This is a genomic window from Catellatospora methionotrophica, from assembly GCF_011297335.1.
Taxonomy (GTDB): Bacteria; Actinomycetota; Actinomycetes; order Mycobacteriales; family Micromonosporaceae; genus Catellatospora; species Catellatospora methionotrophica.
The window spans coordinates 161,933-178,461 of record NZ_JAAOTJ010000016.1 but is presented as its reverse complement, the minus strand read 5'-3'; the positions used below and the strand labels follow the sequence as shown (position 1 = coordinate 178,461).

The 16,529-nt window shown below is 70.6% G+C and carries 16 protein-coding genes and 1 riboswitch; of the genes, 13 read left to right on the top strand and 3 right to left on the bottom strand.

What is annotated here, in order from left to right; translation table 11 throughout:
• The first annotated feature begins 256 nt into the window (after positions 1 to 256).
• The 8 genes from HAV40_RS28865 (at position 257) to HAV40_RS28830 (ending at position 10,559) form a co-directional block, all read left to right on the top strand.
• On the top strand, positions 257 to 1,249 hold the full coding sequence (locus HAV40_RS28865; RefSeq protein WP_166386705.1) for an ABC transporter ATP-binding protein: 993 nt from the start codon (positions 257 to 259) through the stop codon (positions 1,247 to 1,249).
• Positions 1,246 to 2,232 (top strand): ABC transporter permease subunit, encoded by a 987-nt coding sequence (locus tag HAV40_RS28860; RefSeq protein ID WP_166386703.1) that lies wholly within the window; start codon positions 1,246 to 1,248, stop codon positions 2,230 to 2,232. Before HAV40_RS28865 ends, HAV40_RS28860 begins: the two co-directional genes overlap by 4 nt.
• Before the next feature lie 154 nt (positions 2,233 to 2,386).
• Positions 2,387 to 2,833 carry a DUF3263 domain-containing protein gene (locus tag HAV40_RS28855; RefSeq protein WP_166386701.1) on the top strand — a complete coding sequence of 149 codons (447 nt, stop codon included), beginning with the start codon at positions 2,387 to 2,389 and terminating at the stop codon, positions 2,831 to 2,833.
• A 99-nt stretch (positions 2,834 to 2,932) separates the two neighbouring features.
• Positions 2,933 to 5,830, top strand: coding sequence for an alpha/beta fold hydrolase (locus HAV40_RS28850; RefSeq protein WP_166386699.1), 2,898 nt, complete (start codon positions 2,933 to 2,935; stop codon positions 5,828 to 5,830).
• Between the two features lie 103 nt (positions 5,831 to 5,933).
• Complete coding sequence (locus HAV40_RS28845) at positions 5,934 to 6,836, top strand: ABC transporter permease (protein ID WP_166386697.1); 903 nt, start codon at positions 5,934 to 5,936, stop codon at positions 6,834 to 6,836.
• Between the two features lie 225 nt (positions 6,837 to 7,061).
• Positions 7,062 to 7,175, top strand: a riboswitch (SAM riboswitch).
• A gap of 10 nt (positions 7,176 to 7,185) precedes the next feature.
• On the top strand, positions 7,186 to 8,466 hold the full coding sequence (thrC, locus tag HAV40_RS28840) for a threonine synthase (RefSeq protein ID WP_166386695.1): 1,281 nt from the start codon (positions 7,186 to 7,188) through the stop codon (positions 8,464 to 8,466).
• Between the two features lie 177 nt (positions 8,467 to 8,643).
• Positions 8,644 to 9,693, top strand: a complete 1,050-nt coding sequence (locus HAV40_RS28835; RefSeq protein WP_166386693.1) for a GNAT family N-acetyltransferase — start codon at positions 8,644 to 8,646, stop codon at positions 9,691 to 9,693.
• A gap of 74 nt (positions 9,694 to 9,767) precedes the next feature.
• Positions 9,768 to 10,559, top strand: a complete 792-nt coding sequence (locus HAV40_RS28830) for a hypothetical protein (RefSeq protein ID WP_166386691.1) — start codon at positions 9,768 to 9,770, stop codon at positions 10,557 to 10,559.
• A gap of 6 nt (positions 10,560 to 10,565) precedes the next feature.
• Here HAV40_RS28830 and HAV40_RS28825 read toward each other — a convergent pair whose 3' ends face one another.
• Positions 10,566 to 11,297, bottom strand: coding sequence for a TetR/AcrR family transcriptional regulator (locus HAV40_RS28825; protein WP_239086883.1), 732 nt, complete (start codon positions 11,295 to 11,297; stop codon positions 10,566 to 10,568).
• Between the two features lie 21 nt (positions 11,298 to 11,318).
• A complete protein-coding gene (locus HAV40_RS28820; RefSeq protein WP_239086884.1) occupies positions 11,319 to 11,768 on the bottom strand; it encodes a hypothetical protein in 450 nt (149 codons plus the stop codon).
• A 110-nt stretch (positions 11,769 to 11,878) separates the two neighbouring features.
• On the opposite strand from HAV40_RS28820, the gene paaN reads away from it, so the two are divergent.
• Positions 11,879 to 13,522: a phenylacetic acid degradation protein PaaN gene (gene paaN / locus HAV40_RS28815; protein WP_409365000.1), complete on the top strand. Its 1,644-nt coding sequence runs from the start codon at positions 11,879 to 11,881 to the stop codon at positions 13,520 to 13,522.
• A gap of 73 nt (positions 13,523 to 13,595) precedes the next feature.
• On the opposite strand, the gene HAV40_RS28810 is transcribed toward paaN, so the two are convergent.
• Positions 13,596 to 14,390: a serine hydrolase gene (locus HAV40_RS28810; protein ID WP_239086885.1), complete on the bottom strand. Its 795-nt coding sequence runs from the start codon at positions 14,388 to 14,390 to the stop codon at positions 13,596 to 13,598.
• A gap of 307 nt (positions 14,391 to 14,697) precedes the next feature.
• On the opposite strand from HAV40_RS28810, the gene HAV40_RS28805 reads away from it, so the two are divergent.
• The 4 genes from HAV40_RS28805 (at position 14,698) to HAV40_RS28790 (ending at position 16,523) form a co-directional block, all read left to right on the top strand.
• Positions 14,698 to 14,901, top strand: coding sequence for a cold-shock protein (locus HAV40_RS28805; protein WP_033342363.1), 204 nt, complete (start codon positions 14,698 to 14,700; stop codon positions 14,899 to 14,901).
• A 163-nt stretch (positions 14,902 to 15,064) separates the two neighbouring features.
• Positions 15,065 to 15,901: a hypothetical protein gene (locus tag HAV40_RS28800; protein WP_166386687.1), complete on the top strand. Its 837-nt coding sequence runs from the start codon at positions 15,065 to 15,067 to the stop codon at positions 15,899 to 15,901.
• On the top strand, positions 15,886 to 16,062 hold the full coding sequence (locus tag HAV40_RS28795) for a hypothetical protein (protein WP_166386685.1): 177 nt from the start codon (positions 15,886 to 15,888) through the stop codon (positions 16,060 to 16,062). The genes HAV40_RS28800 and HAV40_RS28795 overlap by 16 nt, the downstream gene beginning before the upstream one ends.
• A complete protein-coding gene (locus HAV40_RS28790; protein ID WP_166386683.1) occupies positions 16,059 to 16,523 on the top strand; it encodes a hypothetical protein in 465 nt (154 codons plus the stop codon). Before HAV40_RS28795 ends, HAV40_RS28790 begins: the two co-directional genes overlap by 4 nt.
• Positions 16,524 to 16,529 lie beyond the last annotated feature (6 nt).

Genomic DNA, 16,529 nt, shown 5'->3' with positions numbered 1-16,529 from the left:
ACGCCAGCGTGATGCCGTCGTACGACGGGAAGGTCTGCATGCGGCTCTCCGATCCCGCCCCCCTCCACCTCTGCCGCAACTCTTAAAGAGTCGCGGCCTCAGGGGTGCCCGGAAGCCGCGACTTTTTAAGAGTTGTGCACGGTGGGTGGGGGGTTGGGGACGGTGCGCGGTTGTGAAGAATCAGGGGAGATCAGGGCTGCGTGCTGGGTGCATACCCAGTAGGGTGCGGGGGTCACTGATACCTAGGAGGTCGCCCGTGGCCGCTGTCTTGGAGATCCAAGGCCTGCGGAAGACGTACCGAGCCCGGGGTGGTCCCCGCCGGGCGCTGGACGGCTTCGAGATGTATGTGGAGGCCGGGCAGGTCCACGGCTTCCTGGGGCCCAACGGCTCCGGCAAGACCACCACGCTGCGTACGCTGCTCGGCCTGATCAAGCCGGACAGCGGCGAGATGCGCATCCTCGGCCAGGAACTGCCGCGGCACCTGCCCCAGGTCGTCAGCCAGGTCGGCGCGATCGTGGAGAGCCCGCAGTTCTTCGCGCACTTCACCGCACGCGACACGCTCGCGCTGCTGGCCGACGCGGGCAGCCTGCCCTCCGAGCGCGTCGACTGGGCGCTGGAGCTGGTCGGCCTGCGCGAGCGCGCCAAGGAGCGCGTCAAGACGTACTCCCTCGGCATGAAGCAGCGGCTGGCCGTCGCGTCGGCGCTGCTCAAGCAGCCGAAGCTGCTGATCCTCGACGAGCCCGCCAACGGCTTGGACCCGGGCGGCATCCGCGAGATGCGCGACATGATGGCCACCCTGTCGGCCGGTGGCATGACCGTGGTGCTGTCCAGCCACATCCTCGGCGAGATCCAGCTCATCTGCGACAGCGTCACCATCATCTCGTTGGGCCGCCGGGTCGCGGCGGGCCCGGTCGCCGAGGTGCTGCAGGCGCACTCGTCCGGTCAGGTGAAGGTCGCCCTGGAGACCCCGGCGGACCTGTCCGCGGCGGCCCAGGTGCTGATCGCGTCGGGCTTCCAGCCGCAGTTGAACACCGACCACCTGACGCTGTCCGGGGTGGACAAGCCCGCGTTGATCGCGCGGCTGCTGGCGGAGCGCCAGCTGTACGTCAGCGAGCTGACCCCGGTCACCGCGGACCTCGAAGACGTGTTCCTGGAGCTGACCGGCACCGCCCCGGTGCCCGGCCAGGTCCGCTCGGTCGACCAGAGCGTGCGCCCGGAGCTCACGCCGCAGAATGGTGGGGCAGCATGAGCTTGGTGCGTGCTGAGCGGAGGCGGTTCTTCAAGCGCCGGCTGACCCGCTGGGTGTTCCCGATCGGCCTGCTGCTGCTGGTGACGATCGCGTCGATCCTGTTCGCGTTCCACTCCAAGCCGACCGCCGAGGCCCGCGCCAAGGGCGAGACGGCCGCCGAGGCGATGTACCAGGAGCAGGTCCGCTACTACGAGCAGTACAAGCGCGAGTGTGGCGAGAAGTGCCCCGAGGACGGCTGGACCGGGCCGCAGCGCTCGGACTTCCGGGCCGAGGACTTCATGCCGCCGTCGTTCGACTTCAAGACGATGTACGGCGAGCTGTTCCTGGTCTGGGCGGCCATCATGGCGATGGTCGCGTTCCTGCTGGGGGCGTCGTTCGTCGGGGCGGAGTGGGCGTCGGGCTCGATGATGAACCTGCTCACCTGGCAGCCCAAACGGATGAAGGTGCTCGGCACGAAGCTGGGCGTGATGCTGCTGTCGGTGGCCGCGCTGTCGATCCTGGCGCTGGGGGTCTGGACCGGCATCCTGTGGGCGGCGGGTGAGTTCCGCGGCACCACGGCGGGCCTGACGCCGGGGGTGTGGGAGTCGTTCGGGCTGACCGCACTGCGCGGGCTCGGCATGATCCTCGCGTTCGCGGCGCTCGGCTTCGGGCTGGCCTCGGTCGGCCGGCACACGGGTCTGGCGCTGGGCGCGGCGCTGGCCGTGGTCATCGTCGGGCAGGTCGGCCTGACCATCCTGTTCCAGATGGTCCGGGTGCCGTTCTGGGAGCAGTACCTGGTGCCGGTGCACATCTTCGCCTGGATGAACAAAGAGGTGAAGCTGGTGGACTTCAGTTCACCGGAGACCGTCTGCGACAACGTGGGCAACTGCAACCCGCCGGAGCTGCTGATCACCTGGCAGCAGAGCGGTTCGATCGCGCTGGCGCTGGTCGCGGTGGTGCTGGTGCTCGCGTTCTGGCAGATGCGCCGCCGCGACATCAGCTGACGCACTCGGTAAGGCATAAGGCCGGGCGGTGGGGGTATCGGATACTCCTGCCGTCCGGTCGCTTTTGTGGCACGGCAACGCTGATCACAGGTCTTTCGTTGATCACGACAGGGCACCTAGACTCGTGGAGCACGGCCCATGGGGAGGGGACAAAATGGAGCAGACCAGACAGCGTACGCGAGCCGACGGCAGCGAGCTGGCAGAACTGCCCCTGATCCCGGCTCCCCGGCCCGAGCCCGCTCCCGCCGACCTGACCCCGGCCGATCTGAACCCGGCCGATCTGAACCCGGTCGATCTGACGTCGCCCGCCGAGCGCGACGACGAGGTCGACTCCGACCTGCCCGCCGCGGCGGTGGCCGTCGAGGTCGAGGCGCTGTCCGAGCTCGACCGGCACATCCTGGCCTTCGAGAAGCAGTGGTGGCGGCACGCGGGCGCGAAGGAGCAGGCGATCCGCGACCAGTTCGAGGTCTCCGCGACGCGCTACTACCAGCTGCTCAACGCGCTGCTGGACAACCAGGCCGCGCTGGAGCTCGAACCGGTGCTCGTCGGCCGCCTGCGGCGGCTGCGCGGCAGCCGGGTCCGCACCCGCAGCACGCGATAGAAGCCTGAACGCCGCCCGTACGCCTGCTGAAAGAACTCTCAGCTTGCGTGGGGGTTGTCCCCGATGGGTCCGGGGGTGCCGCGCCGTACTGTGGCGGTCATGCGCGCGCTCGCGGCCCGAGTACGGGCGAAGATCAATAGACGGTGGATCGCCGGTGGGGTCGGCGTGGTCCTGCTCGCCGGGCTGGCGGCCTGGGCCGGGTGGCCTGAGGACCCCGGCTACCGCACGGTGGACGAGCGGGTGGCGGTGCGCACCGGTCCAGCCGGTGACCAGGACGTCACCCTCGACACCCGGCTCTACCTGCCCGACGGCGCGTCCGCCGGGAAGAAGGTGCCCGCGCTGCTGCTGGCGCACGGGTTCGGCGGCACCAAGGAGAGCGTCGCCCTCGACGCGCAGGACCTGGCCGGACTCGGCTACGCGGTGCTGACCTGGACCGCGCAGGGCTTCGGTGCGAGCACCGGGCAGATCCACCTGAACTCCCCCGACTACGAGGTCCGCGACGCCCAGCAACTGCTGGACCGCCTCGCCAAGCGCGACGACATCCAGCTCGACGCGGCCGGCGACCCGCGCGTCGGCGTGCTCGGCGGCTCGTACGGCGGCGCGCTGTCGCTGCTGCTCGCGGCCCAGGACAAGCGCGTCGACGCGATCGTCCCCATGATCACCTGGAACGACCTCGGCAGGTCGCTGTTCGCGCAGTCCGCGGCGACGACCGACGACGGCGTGTTCAAGCAGGCCTGGGCTGGTGTCTTCTTCAGCTCCGGCATGTCCGGCGGCCGCGGTCGCGGTGGCGGCCTGGACCTGGAGTCGCTCGGCGCGGGCGGTGACGCGAATGGCGACGGCGACCTCGGCGCGGAAGGCGACGGTGGCGCGGACGGCGACGGCGGCGCGAATGGCCAGGCACCGGCGGGCGGCGCGGCCGGTCCGGGGAACCTCAACCCGGCATGCGGCCGGTGGGCCGCCGACATCTGCCAGACCTACCTGCGGGTGGCGGCCGCCGGGCGGCTCGACGCGGACTCGCGCCAGCAGCTCGCGGCGCGCAGCCCCGCCTCGGTGCTCACCCAGATCAAGGCCCCCACGCTGCTGATCCAGGGTCTGGCCGACTCGCTGTTCCCGCTGAACGAGGCCGACGCCAACGCGCGCGGCATCGCCGCGAACGGCACGCCGGTGCGGGTGGCCTGGTTCAGCGGCGGCCACGACGGCGGCGACGGCCCGCAGTCCGACTCCGACCGGCTGAAGTTCCTCACCGCGCAGTGGTTCGACCACTACCTCAAGGGCAACGGCGAGGCTCCCGCGGACAGCTTCACGTACTCGCGGATCACCGGGCTGGACGCGGTCGACCGGGGCACGATGGCCACCGGTTACCAGGTCACCGACTATCCGGGACTGGCCGGGCAGGGCACCGTGCAGGTGCCGGTGAGCGGCGGTCCGCGTACCGTCGCCAATCCGCCCAACGGCACCCCGGCCGCGCTGTCCTCGCTGCCCGGCACCGGTTCGGGCGCGCTGTCGAGCTTCGTCAACGGCGTCGTCAGCGACCTGCCGGGCCAGCACGCGCGCTTCGAGTCCGCCCCGCTGGAGCAGACCGTCAGCGTCGTCGGCACACCGAGCGTGCAGATCCGGGCGGCGTCGCCGACGGGCGAGGCGGTGCTCTACGTCAAGCTGTACGACGTCGACCCGAACGGCTCGGCGGCGCTGAGCATGGGCCTGATCGCCCCGCTGCGCCTGACCGGCCTGCCGACCAGCATCGACAAGGCGCAGCCGGTGCAGGTGACGCTGCCGGGCATCGTGCGCGACTTCGAGGCCGGGCACCGCCTGCGCATCACCATCGCCACCGCCGACCAGTCCTACCTGGGCCCGTCCGCGCCGGTCGACTACACCGTTGCGGTCGGCCCGGCCGACGGCGGCGGCCTGGTCACCCTGCCGACGGTGCCCGGCACCCCGATCGCCACCGCCGACGCGCTCTGGCTGTACGTGCTGCTCGGACTGCTGGCGCTGCTGGCCGTCGGGCTGGTGCTCGTGATCTTCGTGGCCCGGCGGCGGCAGCGGCGGGTGGACCACTCGGTCTCCGCCGCGCACGCCGACACCCCGCTGTGGGTGCGCGGCCTGCGCAAGACGTACGGCGACTTCGTGGCCGTGGACAGCATCGACTTCACCGTCGAGCGCGGGCAGGTGGTCGGCCTGCTCGGCCCGAACGGCGCGGGCAAGACCACCAGCCTGCGGGTGCTGATGGGGCTCACCCAGGCCACCGCAGGCGAGGTGCTGATCTTCGGGCACCGGCTGGCCCCGGGCGCGCCCGTGCTGTCCCGGATCGGCGCGCTCGTCGAGGGCCCCGGCTTCCTGCCGCACCTGTCCGGCGAGCAGAACCTCGCCGCGTACTGGCGGGCCACCGGGCGGCCGTGGGAGGAGGCCCGGTTCGACGACGCGCTGGCCATCGCCGGTCTCGGCGACGCGGTCAAGCGCAAGGTCAAGAACTACAGCCACGGTATGAAGCAGCGCCTCGCCGTCGCGCAGGCCATGCTCGGCCTGCCGGAACTGCTGGTGCTCGACGAGCCGACGGACGGGCTCGACCCGCCGCAGATCGCCGAGATGCGCCGGGTGCTGCAGCGATACGCCTCCGACGGCCGGGCCGTGCTGGTCTCCAGCCACCTGCTGGCCGAGGTGGAGCAGACCTGTACGCACGCGGTCGTCGTGCACAAGGGCCGGGTCGTGGCGTCCGGCCGCGTCGACGAGATCGTCGGGGACAGCCCGACGACCCTGCTCGACGTCACCGACATCGACCTGGCCAGCAAGACCCTCGACCGCCTCGACGGCGTCACCGGGTACGCCGTCGACGGCGAGCGCACCCTCGTGGTGGACCTCGGCGACGTCAGCCGCACCGACGCGGTGTCCGCGCTGGTGCGGGCCGGGGTCGGCATCGACCGGGTCACGCCGCGCCGGCGGCTGGAGGACGCGTTCCTGGCCCTGGTCGGCGACTCGACGGCGGGAAGTGGTGACCGGTGAGCGAGCGACGCGACAGCCTCGCCGACGATCGGCGGGCAGAGGGCACGGGCGCGCACCGCGGGCGAATGAGCAGGCTCGGCGATGCCGGCGGAGAGGCGAAGGCATGAGCACCGACGTGGAACTGAAGACGGGGCCGGCCGTGGCGCAGCCCGACGGGGCGGCGGCGGGATACCGCGCCGGACGCACCCTGACCTACGGCGCCGAGTTCGCCCGGCAGTGGCGGCGCAAGCGCACCCAGCTCGCGCTGGGCTTCATGGTCGTGCTGCCGATCATCCTGCTGATCGCGTTCGAGCTCGGCGGGGAGGACGACGACGGCCGCTCCGGCCGGGGCCAGTTCTCCCAGCTGTCCGACGCCGCGATCTCCGGCGGGCTGAACTTCGCCATGTTCGCGCTGTTCGTCTCGGCGAGCTTCCTGCTGGTCGTGGTGGTGGCGCTGTTCCACGGCGACACGGTCGCGTCCGAGGCGAGCTGGGGCAGCCTGCGCTACCTGCTGGCGGTGCCGGTGCCGCGGGCGCGCCTGCTGGGGATCAAGCTGGCGGTCGCGCTGAGCTACTCGGCGCTGGCGATCCTGACCCTGCTCGGCACCGCGCTGATCCTGGGTACGGCCCGTTACGGCTGGCATCCGCTGCAGTCGGGCATCGCCGCGGAGATCCCGGCCGGTGAGGGCACGCTGCGGCTGCTGGCCACGGCGGGCTTCCTGGGCATCAACATGCTGGTCGTGGCGGGGCTGGCGTTCCTGCTGTCGGTGCTCACCGACGCCCCGCTCGGCGCGGTCGGGGGAGCGGTGCTGCTGTACATCGTGTCCTCGATCCTGGACCAGATCGAGGCGCTGGGCGAGCTGCGCAACTTCCTGCCGACCCACTTCGCCCAGGCCTACCTGGGGCTGCTCACCACACCGATGCAGTTCGACGACATCATCAAGGGCACCATCTCCGCGGTCTGCTACTTCGCCGCGTTCTGCGCCCTGGCCTTCTACCGCTTCTCCCGCAAGGACGTCGTCTCCTGACAGTGCGGCCGCGCGCCACACCCGCTTTGTCATAGACGTTGGCCTATCTGAATGAGTTCGATCTACGGATCCTCATTCAGATAGGCCAACGTCTATTCGGGTGGGGGTCCGGCGCGGGGCGGCGCGTTCGGGGCGCCGTGGCGGGGGGTGAGGTGTGCATCTCATCCGGTGGGAACGCTGGAAACCGTGATCTCGGTTCTGATTAACTGCAAGGCACAACTGAATACCTCATCCAGAGGAGCTGAGGGACACGGCCCGACGACGCTCCGGCAACCACCATCGATGGCAGGTGCCAACTCCGTCCGGCGGGCCAGATCGGTGACGCCGGGAAGATGAGAGGAAACATCTCATGACGTCTGCCGTCATCACGCCCCTCGGTGTCGATTCCCCCGCGCGCGGCCTGGAGTGCCGGGGCTGTGGCGCCCGGTTCCCGCTCGCCGCCCAGCACGCGTGTTACGAGTGTTTCGGCCCGCTGGAGGTCTGGTACGACGCGGAGTCGCTGGCCAAGGTGACCCGCGCCCAGATCGAGGCGGGACCGCAGAACATCTGGCGTTACGCGGGCCTGCTGCCCGTCGGCCAGCAGGAGGCCGACCGGGTGACGCTCAACCCCGGACTGACCCCGCTGGTACGCGCCGACGCGCTCGCCGCCGAGATCGGCCTGCGCGCCCCGCTGTGGATCAAGGACGACTCGGCGAACCCGACGCACTCGTTCAAGGACCGCGTGGTGTCGGTGGCGCTGACCGCCGCGAAGGCGCTCGGCTTCACCCGCTACGCCTGCGCCTCGACGGGCAACCTGGCCAACTCGGTCGCCGCGCACGCGGCCCGCGCGGGCGTGCCCTCGGTCGTGTTCATCCCGCACGACCTGGAAGCCGGAAAGATCATCACCACCGCTGTGTACGGCGGTGACGTGGTCGCCATCGAGGGCTCGTACGACGACGTGAACCGGCTGTGCTCGGAGCTGGTCGAGACCGACGAGTTCGAGGACACCGCGTTCGTCAACGTGAACGTGCGCCCGTTCTACGCCGAGGGCTCCAAGACGCTGGGCTACGAGGTCGCCGAGCAGCTCGGCTGGCGCATCCCGGCGCAGGTGGTCATCCCGATGGCCTCCGGCGAGCTGCTCACCAAGATTGACAAGGCGTTCGAGGAGCTGGTGTCGTCGGGCCTGGCCGTCGCGCCGGAGGGCGGCTGGAAGGTCTTCGGCGCGCAGTCGCTGGGCTGCAACCCGATCGCCACCGCGCTGCACGCCGACACCGACGTGATCACCCCCGTGAAGCCGACCGGCATCGCGAAGTCGCTGAACATCGGCGACCCGGCCGCCGGGCTGTACGCGCTGGAGGCGGTGCGCCGCACCGGCGGCTGGATGGACTACGCCTCCGACGACGAGATCCGCGACGCGATCCGGCTGCTGGCGCGTACGACCGGGGTCTTCGCGGAGACCGCGGGCGGGGTGACCACCGCGGTGACCGCGAAGCTGATCGCCTCGGGCCGGCTCGACCCGGACCTGGAGACGGTCGTGTTCAACACCGGCGAGGGCCTGAAGACCCTGGACGCCGTCGCCGAGCTGGTCGGCCCGACCTACCGGGTGAAGCCGTCGCTGAAGGCCGCCCGCGAGGCGGGCCTACTCGGCTGATCCGAGCCACAGACAGGTGCGCCCTTCCGCAGATGCGGGAGGGGGCACCTGTCTGTGCAGTTCCCACGCGGTGCGCGGTTAGGAAGGTGCCCTTCCTCTACGTATATCGATGGGAAGGTGCCCTTCCTTCGGAAAAAGGGGGTGCGGTGGGGGACAGGGCGGAGGACGCTGGCGGGCATGAGTCTGCGTATCGCCCCCGTCAGCGTTGACGATCCCGCTTCCATCGACGCCTGGGTGGAGGTGGTGGAGCGGATACGCGAGTACGAGTTCCCGTATCTTCCGGCACGGACCAGGCGGATGGCGGAGTTGATGTTCGAGCACGCGTTTCCGGCGCGGGCGGTGGAGCATCAACTGGCCTGGGTGGACGGCGAGCCTGCGGGGCGGCTCGAGGTGTCGCGGATGACCGAGGACAACCTCAAGGTCCTCTCCTTCACGATCGAGGTGGCGCCGCGGTTCCGGCGGCGTGGCGTGGGCCGGGCGCTGTTCGGCGAGGTGCTGGCGTACGCCCGCGAGCACGGCCGCACCGTCCTGGTGACCGGCGCTTCGCTGTCCATGCCGGGGCTGCCCGCGCCCGACGAGGCGCCGGGTGCGTTCGCGGCGGCGCTCGGGTTCACGAACACGCTGCCGGAGCTGCAACGGCGGCTGACGCTGGCGGAGGTGGACGAGGACGTGCTGGCCGGGATGCTGGCCGCCGCGCAGGCCAAGGCCACCGGCTACCGGCTGGTGCGCTGGCGGGACGCGGCCCCCGAGGAGCTGGCCGAGGGCGTGGCATACCTGGATTCCCGGCTGATGTCGGATGCGCCGACCGGTGACCTGCAGATCGAGGCGGAGAAGCCGGACGTGGCGCGGATGCGCCGGGTGGAGGAGGTGATCGCGGCGCGCGGACGGCGTACTTTCCACACGGGGGCGGTGGACGAGCAGACCGGCGCGCTGGTCGCCTGGACCACGATCTCCAACGACGACGAGACGCCCTGGCACGCCTGGCAGCAGATCACCATCGTGGACCCGGACCACCGCGGCCACCGGCTCGGCGCGCTGGTGAAGGTGGAGAACCTGCGGTTCTTCCGGGCGGAGATGCCGCAGGTCGAGGTGGTGGACACGTTCAACGCGGCGGAGAACGGCTACATGATCGCCATCAACGAGCAGATGGGTTTCCGCAAGCTCGCCGCGTTCCAGAACTGGCAGCGTGACCTGGCGAAGGACGGCTCCACCGCAACGGCGGAATGAATCGGACCATATGCCTAAAACGGACTAGCCGTATACCCGGCACCCTGGGCATGTCTTGATCGTTGATCAAAGACATGAGGCCTCGATTGCTCGTGTCCCTGATCGCCGCCCTCACCGTCGTGCCCGCCGCTCTGGTCGCGACTCCCGCCGTGGCGCTAGCGCCGCCGGGCGGCGGCACGCTCACCGCCAAGGTCTTCGCGACCAGGGAGGGCCTGGTCGGCTGGAAGACCGCCAACGGCCACAAAATCACCAAACGCGACTGGTTCGCCGCGCTGCCCTCCTGGCGCGGGCTGTCCGAGCGGGGCGAGGGCGACAAGAGCGTCCGGGTCTGCCACGACGGCAACGACAGGTGCGTGTTCCTGCCGGTGTGGGACGTCGGGCCGTGGAACACCAAGGACGACTACTGGGCCGACGACCGGCACATGTGGGAGGAACTGCCGCGCGGCAAGCCGCAGGCGCAGGCGGCGTACCAGGACGACCACAACGACGGTGAGGACGAGTTCGGTCGCGAGGTGGCCAACCCGGCGGGCATCGACATCGCCGACGGCGCCTTCTGGGACGGCCTCGACCTCGACGACAACGACTGGGTCCACGTCACCTACCTGTGGACCGGCGAGGGCGACCGGGGCGTGGTGGACACCGACGGCGGCGAGTGGCTGCGCGTGCGCTCGGCCCCGAAGGTCAAGGCCGACCTGCGCGGCGGGGCGGGCGACTACGCCCAGGTGCCGATCCGGTGCCAGGTCAAAGGCGACAAGGTCAAGGGGACGGTACGCACGACCGACCTGTGGAACCGCGTCGGCGACGGCATCTACGTGTCCCACGCGTACGTCCGGCTGCTCGACGGGGCCAAGCCCCGCAAATGCTGAGCGGGCTCACCCGGCCGCGCGCGGCCAGACGGCCTCCAGCAGGGTCAGGCCGCGCGTGGTCAGCGGCCTGAAGATCTTCATCCGGGACGCTCCGACCAGGTACTCCAGGTAGGGCACGGCGAGGTCGACCACGGAGCGGGTGCGGCGCTGGCCCGGCGTGGTGTCGTGCACCCAGTACACGACCAGGCCGAGCTGGGCCAGCCACAGCAGTTGCGGCAGCCGCGCCCGCAACTGCGGGTCCATCTTCACGTCCGTGCTGTCCACCAGCCGGTGGAAGATGCTGGTGGCCAGCTCGCGGGACTCGCTCGATGCCGTGCTGAACGGGCTCACCGGCGAGCCGGGAACCGCCGCGATGCCGATGAAGCGGCCCGCGAACGCGTGGTGTGGCGCCCACACCTCGATGCCCTCGCGCAGGATCGCGGTCAGCCGGTCGCCGAAGGACGTGCCGCCGTTCAGGATCGGCTCGACCCGGGCCAGGTGCTCGCGCTGCAGTTCGAGGTAGAACTCGGAGACCAGCGCCTCCTTGGCGGGGAAGTAGTAGTAGGCGTTGCCGACCGAGACCCCGGCGTCGGCGGCGATCGCCCGCATCGTCGTCTTCTCGTAACCGGCCTCGCCGAACAGGCGGATGGCGCTGCTCACGATCGCCTGGCGGGTCTGCTCGCCGCGGGACGTGTCAGCGGCCCGTCCCCGGGCCGCCTGCTCGGCGGCGGGGGACGAGCCGTTGTCGGTGTGCGTCACGCTGCCCACGCTAGCGGTGGCTCACGCGGTCGGGGTCAGTCGGCGGGCGTCGGCCTGCCGGGCGGTGGGCCGGTCGGCGGCCTGCTGGGTGATCGCGGCGGCCGGGACCGGGTACGCCCGGGTCAGCGGCCCCTGGATCTGCCGGCGCAGCCGGGCGAGCAGCAGCACGGTGCCCAGGTGCACCAGCACCAGGGCGAGCGTGATGATGCCGATCTTGGTGGCGAGCGTCTCGACCGCGCCGACGGGGCCGGTCACCTCGTCGTAGGTCTTCATGGCGATCGCCATGTAACCGAGGTTGAGCAGGTAGAAGCCGATCACGAGGAACTTCGTGACGGCGGCGGCGAGCTCCCCGGTGGGCAGCACGTCGCGCAGGAAGGCCTGCCCGTGCCGCTGCAGGGTGTGGCCGACCCAGAGGGTCAGCGCGAGGGTGACCACCGCGTAGGCCAGGTACACGACCAGCTTCGGGTCCATGTCCCATCTCCGATGTGAACGTGTTCAACTTGCGGACGTTCTCATGCTGGCACACGACTTGAACATGTTCAACTGTGGCTCCGCTCACCCCGTCGGGCATGATGAGGGGCATGACTGTCACCACCACGGACCTCTTCACCACCCATGAGGAGCTGCTGAGCAGCGCGCTGCGGGCGATCACCGAGCGCGGCTACTGGTCGGCGTACCCCGAGTCGCCGAGCCCGAAGGTGTACGGCGAGACCGCTGCCGCCGACGGCAAGGCCGCCTTCAACGCCCTGCAGGGCTTGGACTTCCCGCTGGACCAGCCCGCCGACGAGTGGGTGGCCCCGGAGCAGTCGCCGTTCGGCATCCCGCTCGGGGTGCGATACCCCCGGACCAGCCCTGACGCTCTGATCGCCGCCGCCAGGGCCGCGCTGGGCTCGTGGCGCGACGCCGGGCCGCAGCAGCGCGCCGGAGTCTGCCTGGAGATCCTCGCCCGCCTGCACAAGCGGGTGTTCGAGCTGGCCAACGCGGTGCACGCGACCACCGGCCAGGCGTTCGTGATGGCCTTCCAGGCGGGTGGACCGCACGCGCTCGACCGCGCGCTGGAGGCGGTCGCCTACGGCTACGCCGAGCAGACCCGGCAGGCCGGTTCCGTGGTGTGGACCAAGAAGGCCGACACGCTGGCCAAGACGTACCACCTGGTGCCGCGCGGCATCGGCCTGGTCATCGGCTGCAACACGTTCCCGACCTGGAACTCCTGGCCGGGCCTGTTCGCGTCGCTGATCACCGGCAACCCGGTGCTGGTCAAGCCGCACCCGGGCGCGGTGCTGCCGCTGGCCATCACCGTGCAGGTCGCCCGCGAGGTGCTCGCCGAGGCCGGGCTCGACCCGAACACGGTGCAGCTCGCCGTCGACACCCGGGAGGCGCCGATCGCCAAGGATCTCGCGCTGCGGCCCGAGATCCGCCTCATCGACTTCACCGGCTCCACCGCCTTCGGCGACTGGCTGGAGCAGCACGCCCGCCAGGCGCAGGTGTACACCGAGAAGGCCGGGGTCAACACCGTCGTCGTCGACTCGACCGCCGACTTCGCGGGCATGTGCCGCAACCTGGGCTTCTCGCTGACCCTCTACAGCGGCCAGATGTGCACCACCCCGCAGAACCTGCTCATCCCGGCCGGCGGCATCGAGACCGAGGCCGGGCACAAGAGCTTCGACGAGGTCGTCGACGGCATCGCGGGTGCGGTCCGCGCGATCACCGCCGACCCGGCCAAGGCCGTCGAGTTCACCGGCGCGATCGTCAACGGCGACGTGGTCGACCGGATCGAGGCCGCCCGCAAGCTGGGCGACGTCGTGCTCGACTCGGCTGAGCTGGCCCACCCGGCGTACGCCGGTGCGGTGGTGCGCACGCCGATGATCGTGAAGGTGACCGACGGGTACGCCGCCGAGTGCTTCGGCCCGGTGACGTTCGCGATCCCCACGGAGTCGACCCGGCAGAGCATCGACATCTTCCGGGAGACGGTCGGACAGATGGGCGCGATCACCGCGGCGGTCTACAGCACCGACGAGTCCGTGCTCGACGCGGTCGAGCAGGCGGCGATGGAGGTGGGCGTACACCTGTCGGCGAACCTGACCGGCGGCATCTTCGTCAACCAGTCGGCCGCGTTCTCCGACTTCCACGCCTCCGGCGCGAACCCCGCCGCCAACGCGGCCCTGACCGACGGCGCGTTCGTGGCGAGCCGGTTCCGCATCATCCAGTCCCGCCGCCCCGCCTGACCCGGCTGTAACGAAGGAAGGGCACCTTCCCAACGCTTGGCGTTGCGGAAGGTGCCCTTCCTTCGTTCCGCGGTCAGGGGAGTGCGGGTTTGAGCTGGTCGGCCACGGAACGGCAGAGGTCGCGGCCGTGGTCGAAGCCGAGGCGGGACGGGTAGCGCAGCAGCACGCTCATGCTCCACTTGTCGGTGACCGCCAGGCAGGCCAGGTGCCACAGCTTGTCCTCGGTGCGCAGCAGCCAGCCGTTCTTGATGGCGATGGTCGACGCCACCTCCGGCGGGAACGCGGCCCGCGGCCCGAAGTCGCCGACACCGCGTACCAGGCGCATCTGGGTCAGCAGCCAGTCCGTCCAGTGCGGGCCCGCCGCCCGGCCGTCGGCCACGCAGACCCCCAGCCGGGCCACGTCACGGGCGGAGACCACGGTGTTCGACCAGTAACCGTCGATCTTGTAGGGCTTCGACTCGGTCAGCCCGCAGATGTCGACCATGCGCTCGATGCCGGCCCGGCCGCCGTTGCGCTCGTAGAACTCGTACGCGGCCTTGTTGTCCGAGTCGCGGATCATGATGATCAGCCGGTTCAGGCTGCGCTCGTCCGGATAGTCGGTGCGGCGCAGGAAGTCCGCGGCGAGCCAAACCTTGATCAGGGACATGGTGTCGCTGGCGGCGTCCAGGTTGTCCGATCCGGCGATCTGGCCCGTACGCCGGTCCAGCATCGCCCAGCTGGCGAAGCCCTCGGTGTCCAGCCTGACGGGGGGAAGCTCCAGCCCCGCGGGTGACGCCGACTCGTCGGCACCCCGGTCGCGGGAGGCGCCCGGCCGCGGCGTCGCGTCGGGGCCGTAATGCAGTGCCCACTGCACGGCGGTGCCGGTCACGAGTAGGGCGACGGCGCACGCCGTCGTCGCGATGAGAGGGAGAAAGGCAGCCGGCAGACGGCGCGAACGGAGGCGGCGGCGGTAGTCCACGTTCCACCCAACCCCCTGGCAGCCCGGCCGGTCACGCGATAGAGCGTGTTCATGGTCAGATTGCCGACTGTCGAACTGTAACGGGGGGACTACAGGTCCGTTTTGGGGCTGTGCGAGGGCACCGGTGCTCGTGTAGCGTGCGAGGACGGCTGACAACACCAGCCGGGGGTGGCCCGCTGAAGGACCGCCCAGCTTTACAGAAGTGAGGAAGTGCACCGTGGCACAGGGCACCGTCAAGTGGTTCAACAGCGAGAAGGGCTACGGCTTCATCGCGGTCGACGGAGGGCAGGACGTGTTCGTCCACTTCTCCGCGATCGAGATGGACGGCTACAAGGCGCTCGACGACGGTCAGCGCGTTGAGTTCGAGATCGCCCAGGGTCAGAAGGGCCCCCAGGCTGAGAAGGTCCGGGTCATCGCCTGACCGCTTGGCCATCAAAGCTTGAGTAATACGGAAAGGGCTCTGATCCCACAGGATCGGGGCCCTTCCGGCTGTCTACGGCACAGCATCGGAACGTGGGGACAGCGGCACCCGCACAGGCGTGCCACACTGGGCGGCCCTTCCCCCTCTGAGCTGGAGCGATGCAATGCCCGAGCCGATCCCCAACCCGTACGACGCGGGCGGTCCGCTGCCGCCCGACGGGGGTTTCCGGCCACCCGACGAGGCCTACCGCGTGGCCATGCCCGACCTCGGTCCCGCGCACGACCCGCTGGTCAACCCGGCCGAACAGGGGTTCGGCGGCTGGGCGTGGCGGGTCGGCGGCGTGCTGCGGCGGGGCTGGCGGCAGCTGCTCGCCGTATTCGCGCTCACCCACCTGCTGCCGACCGTCGTGTTCGGTGGGCTGACCGTGGCCGGTCTGCTCGGCGGGGCGACCATCGACCTGAACGGCGTCATCCGTGCGAGGTCCTCCGACGGCGTGCTCACCGCCCTGCTGGCGACGCTGGCCGCGTACGTGGTCGTCGTGCTGCTGCTGCAGATGCTCGGCTACGCGGCGGCCACCCACCTCGCCACCCGCCAGGCGGCCGGGCTGCCCGTCACCGTGGGAGCGGCACTGCGGCACGGGCTGCGCCGCATGCTGGGCCTCACCGCCTGGCACGTGCTGGCCTACCTGCTCGTCGGCATCGCCGTCGTCGCCGTCGCCGCATGCTGCGTACGGACCGCCGAGCTGCTCGGCGTGATCCCGGTGCTGCTCGTCGCCGCGTACCTCATCCTAATGATCGCCCTGCTCGGGCCGGTGTTCCTGTTCGAGGGCGGCAACCCGCTGCGCCGGTCGCGCGACCTGCTGCACAGCGCGTTCTGGCCCACCACCGGGCGGCTGCTGCTGCTCGGCCTCGCCCTGATCGCCGGATCCGTCATCGAGCGGATGATCGGTTCCTGGGCGCCTGGCTCCTCTACGGCGACCCCACGGTGTCCGACGCGGTGAGCGCCGCGGTGTCGGTCGGCGCCGTCGTGCTCGGTGCGATCATCAAGCTCCCGCTGACGATCGTGGTCTTCAGTGGCGTCCTCATCACGTACGCCGAGCGCCGGGGCGCGCAGGACACCGTCTCCACGGGACAGCTCGCCGAGGAACTGGCCGCACGGTGAACGAGCTCATGCACTCCCGCCCGTCCTGGCTTCACGAGACCCGGATTCTGCTGCGGCTGCACTGGCGGCCGCTGCTCGCGATCGTCGTGGTCACCGAGCTGGTCTCGGCGGGTGTCGGTATCGCGGGGACGCTGGCCGCCATCCGTGCCGTCGACGTGTTCCCAGGACTGGACGGCACCATCGGTGTCGCCCTCGTGTTCATGGTGCCCGCCGTGCTTGCCGGGATGTGCAATGCCTGGGCCTGGGCGGCGGTCGTCGAGGTGTGCCGCAGCGCGGGTGCGGGCCGCCGGGTGGGCGTCGCCGTGGCGCTGCGGCAGGGGTTGGGCCCGCGTCACGAGGGTTACTGCCAGGTAATACACGTACGGGCGGGGGAGTGCTCCAGGCGCTGGAACGTGGCCGCGAAAGGCTGTGATCATCCCGTGTTCGCTTGCACTCGGCTGGGGAGAGTGCTAAACAGGTGATTGGCA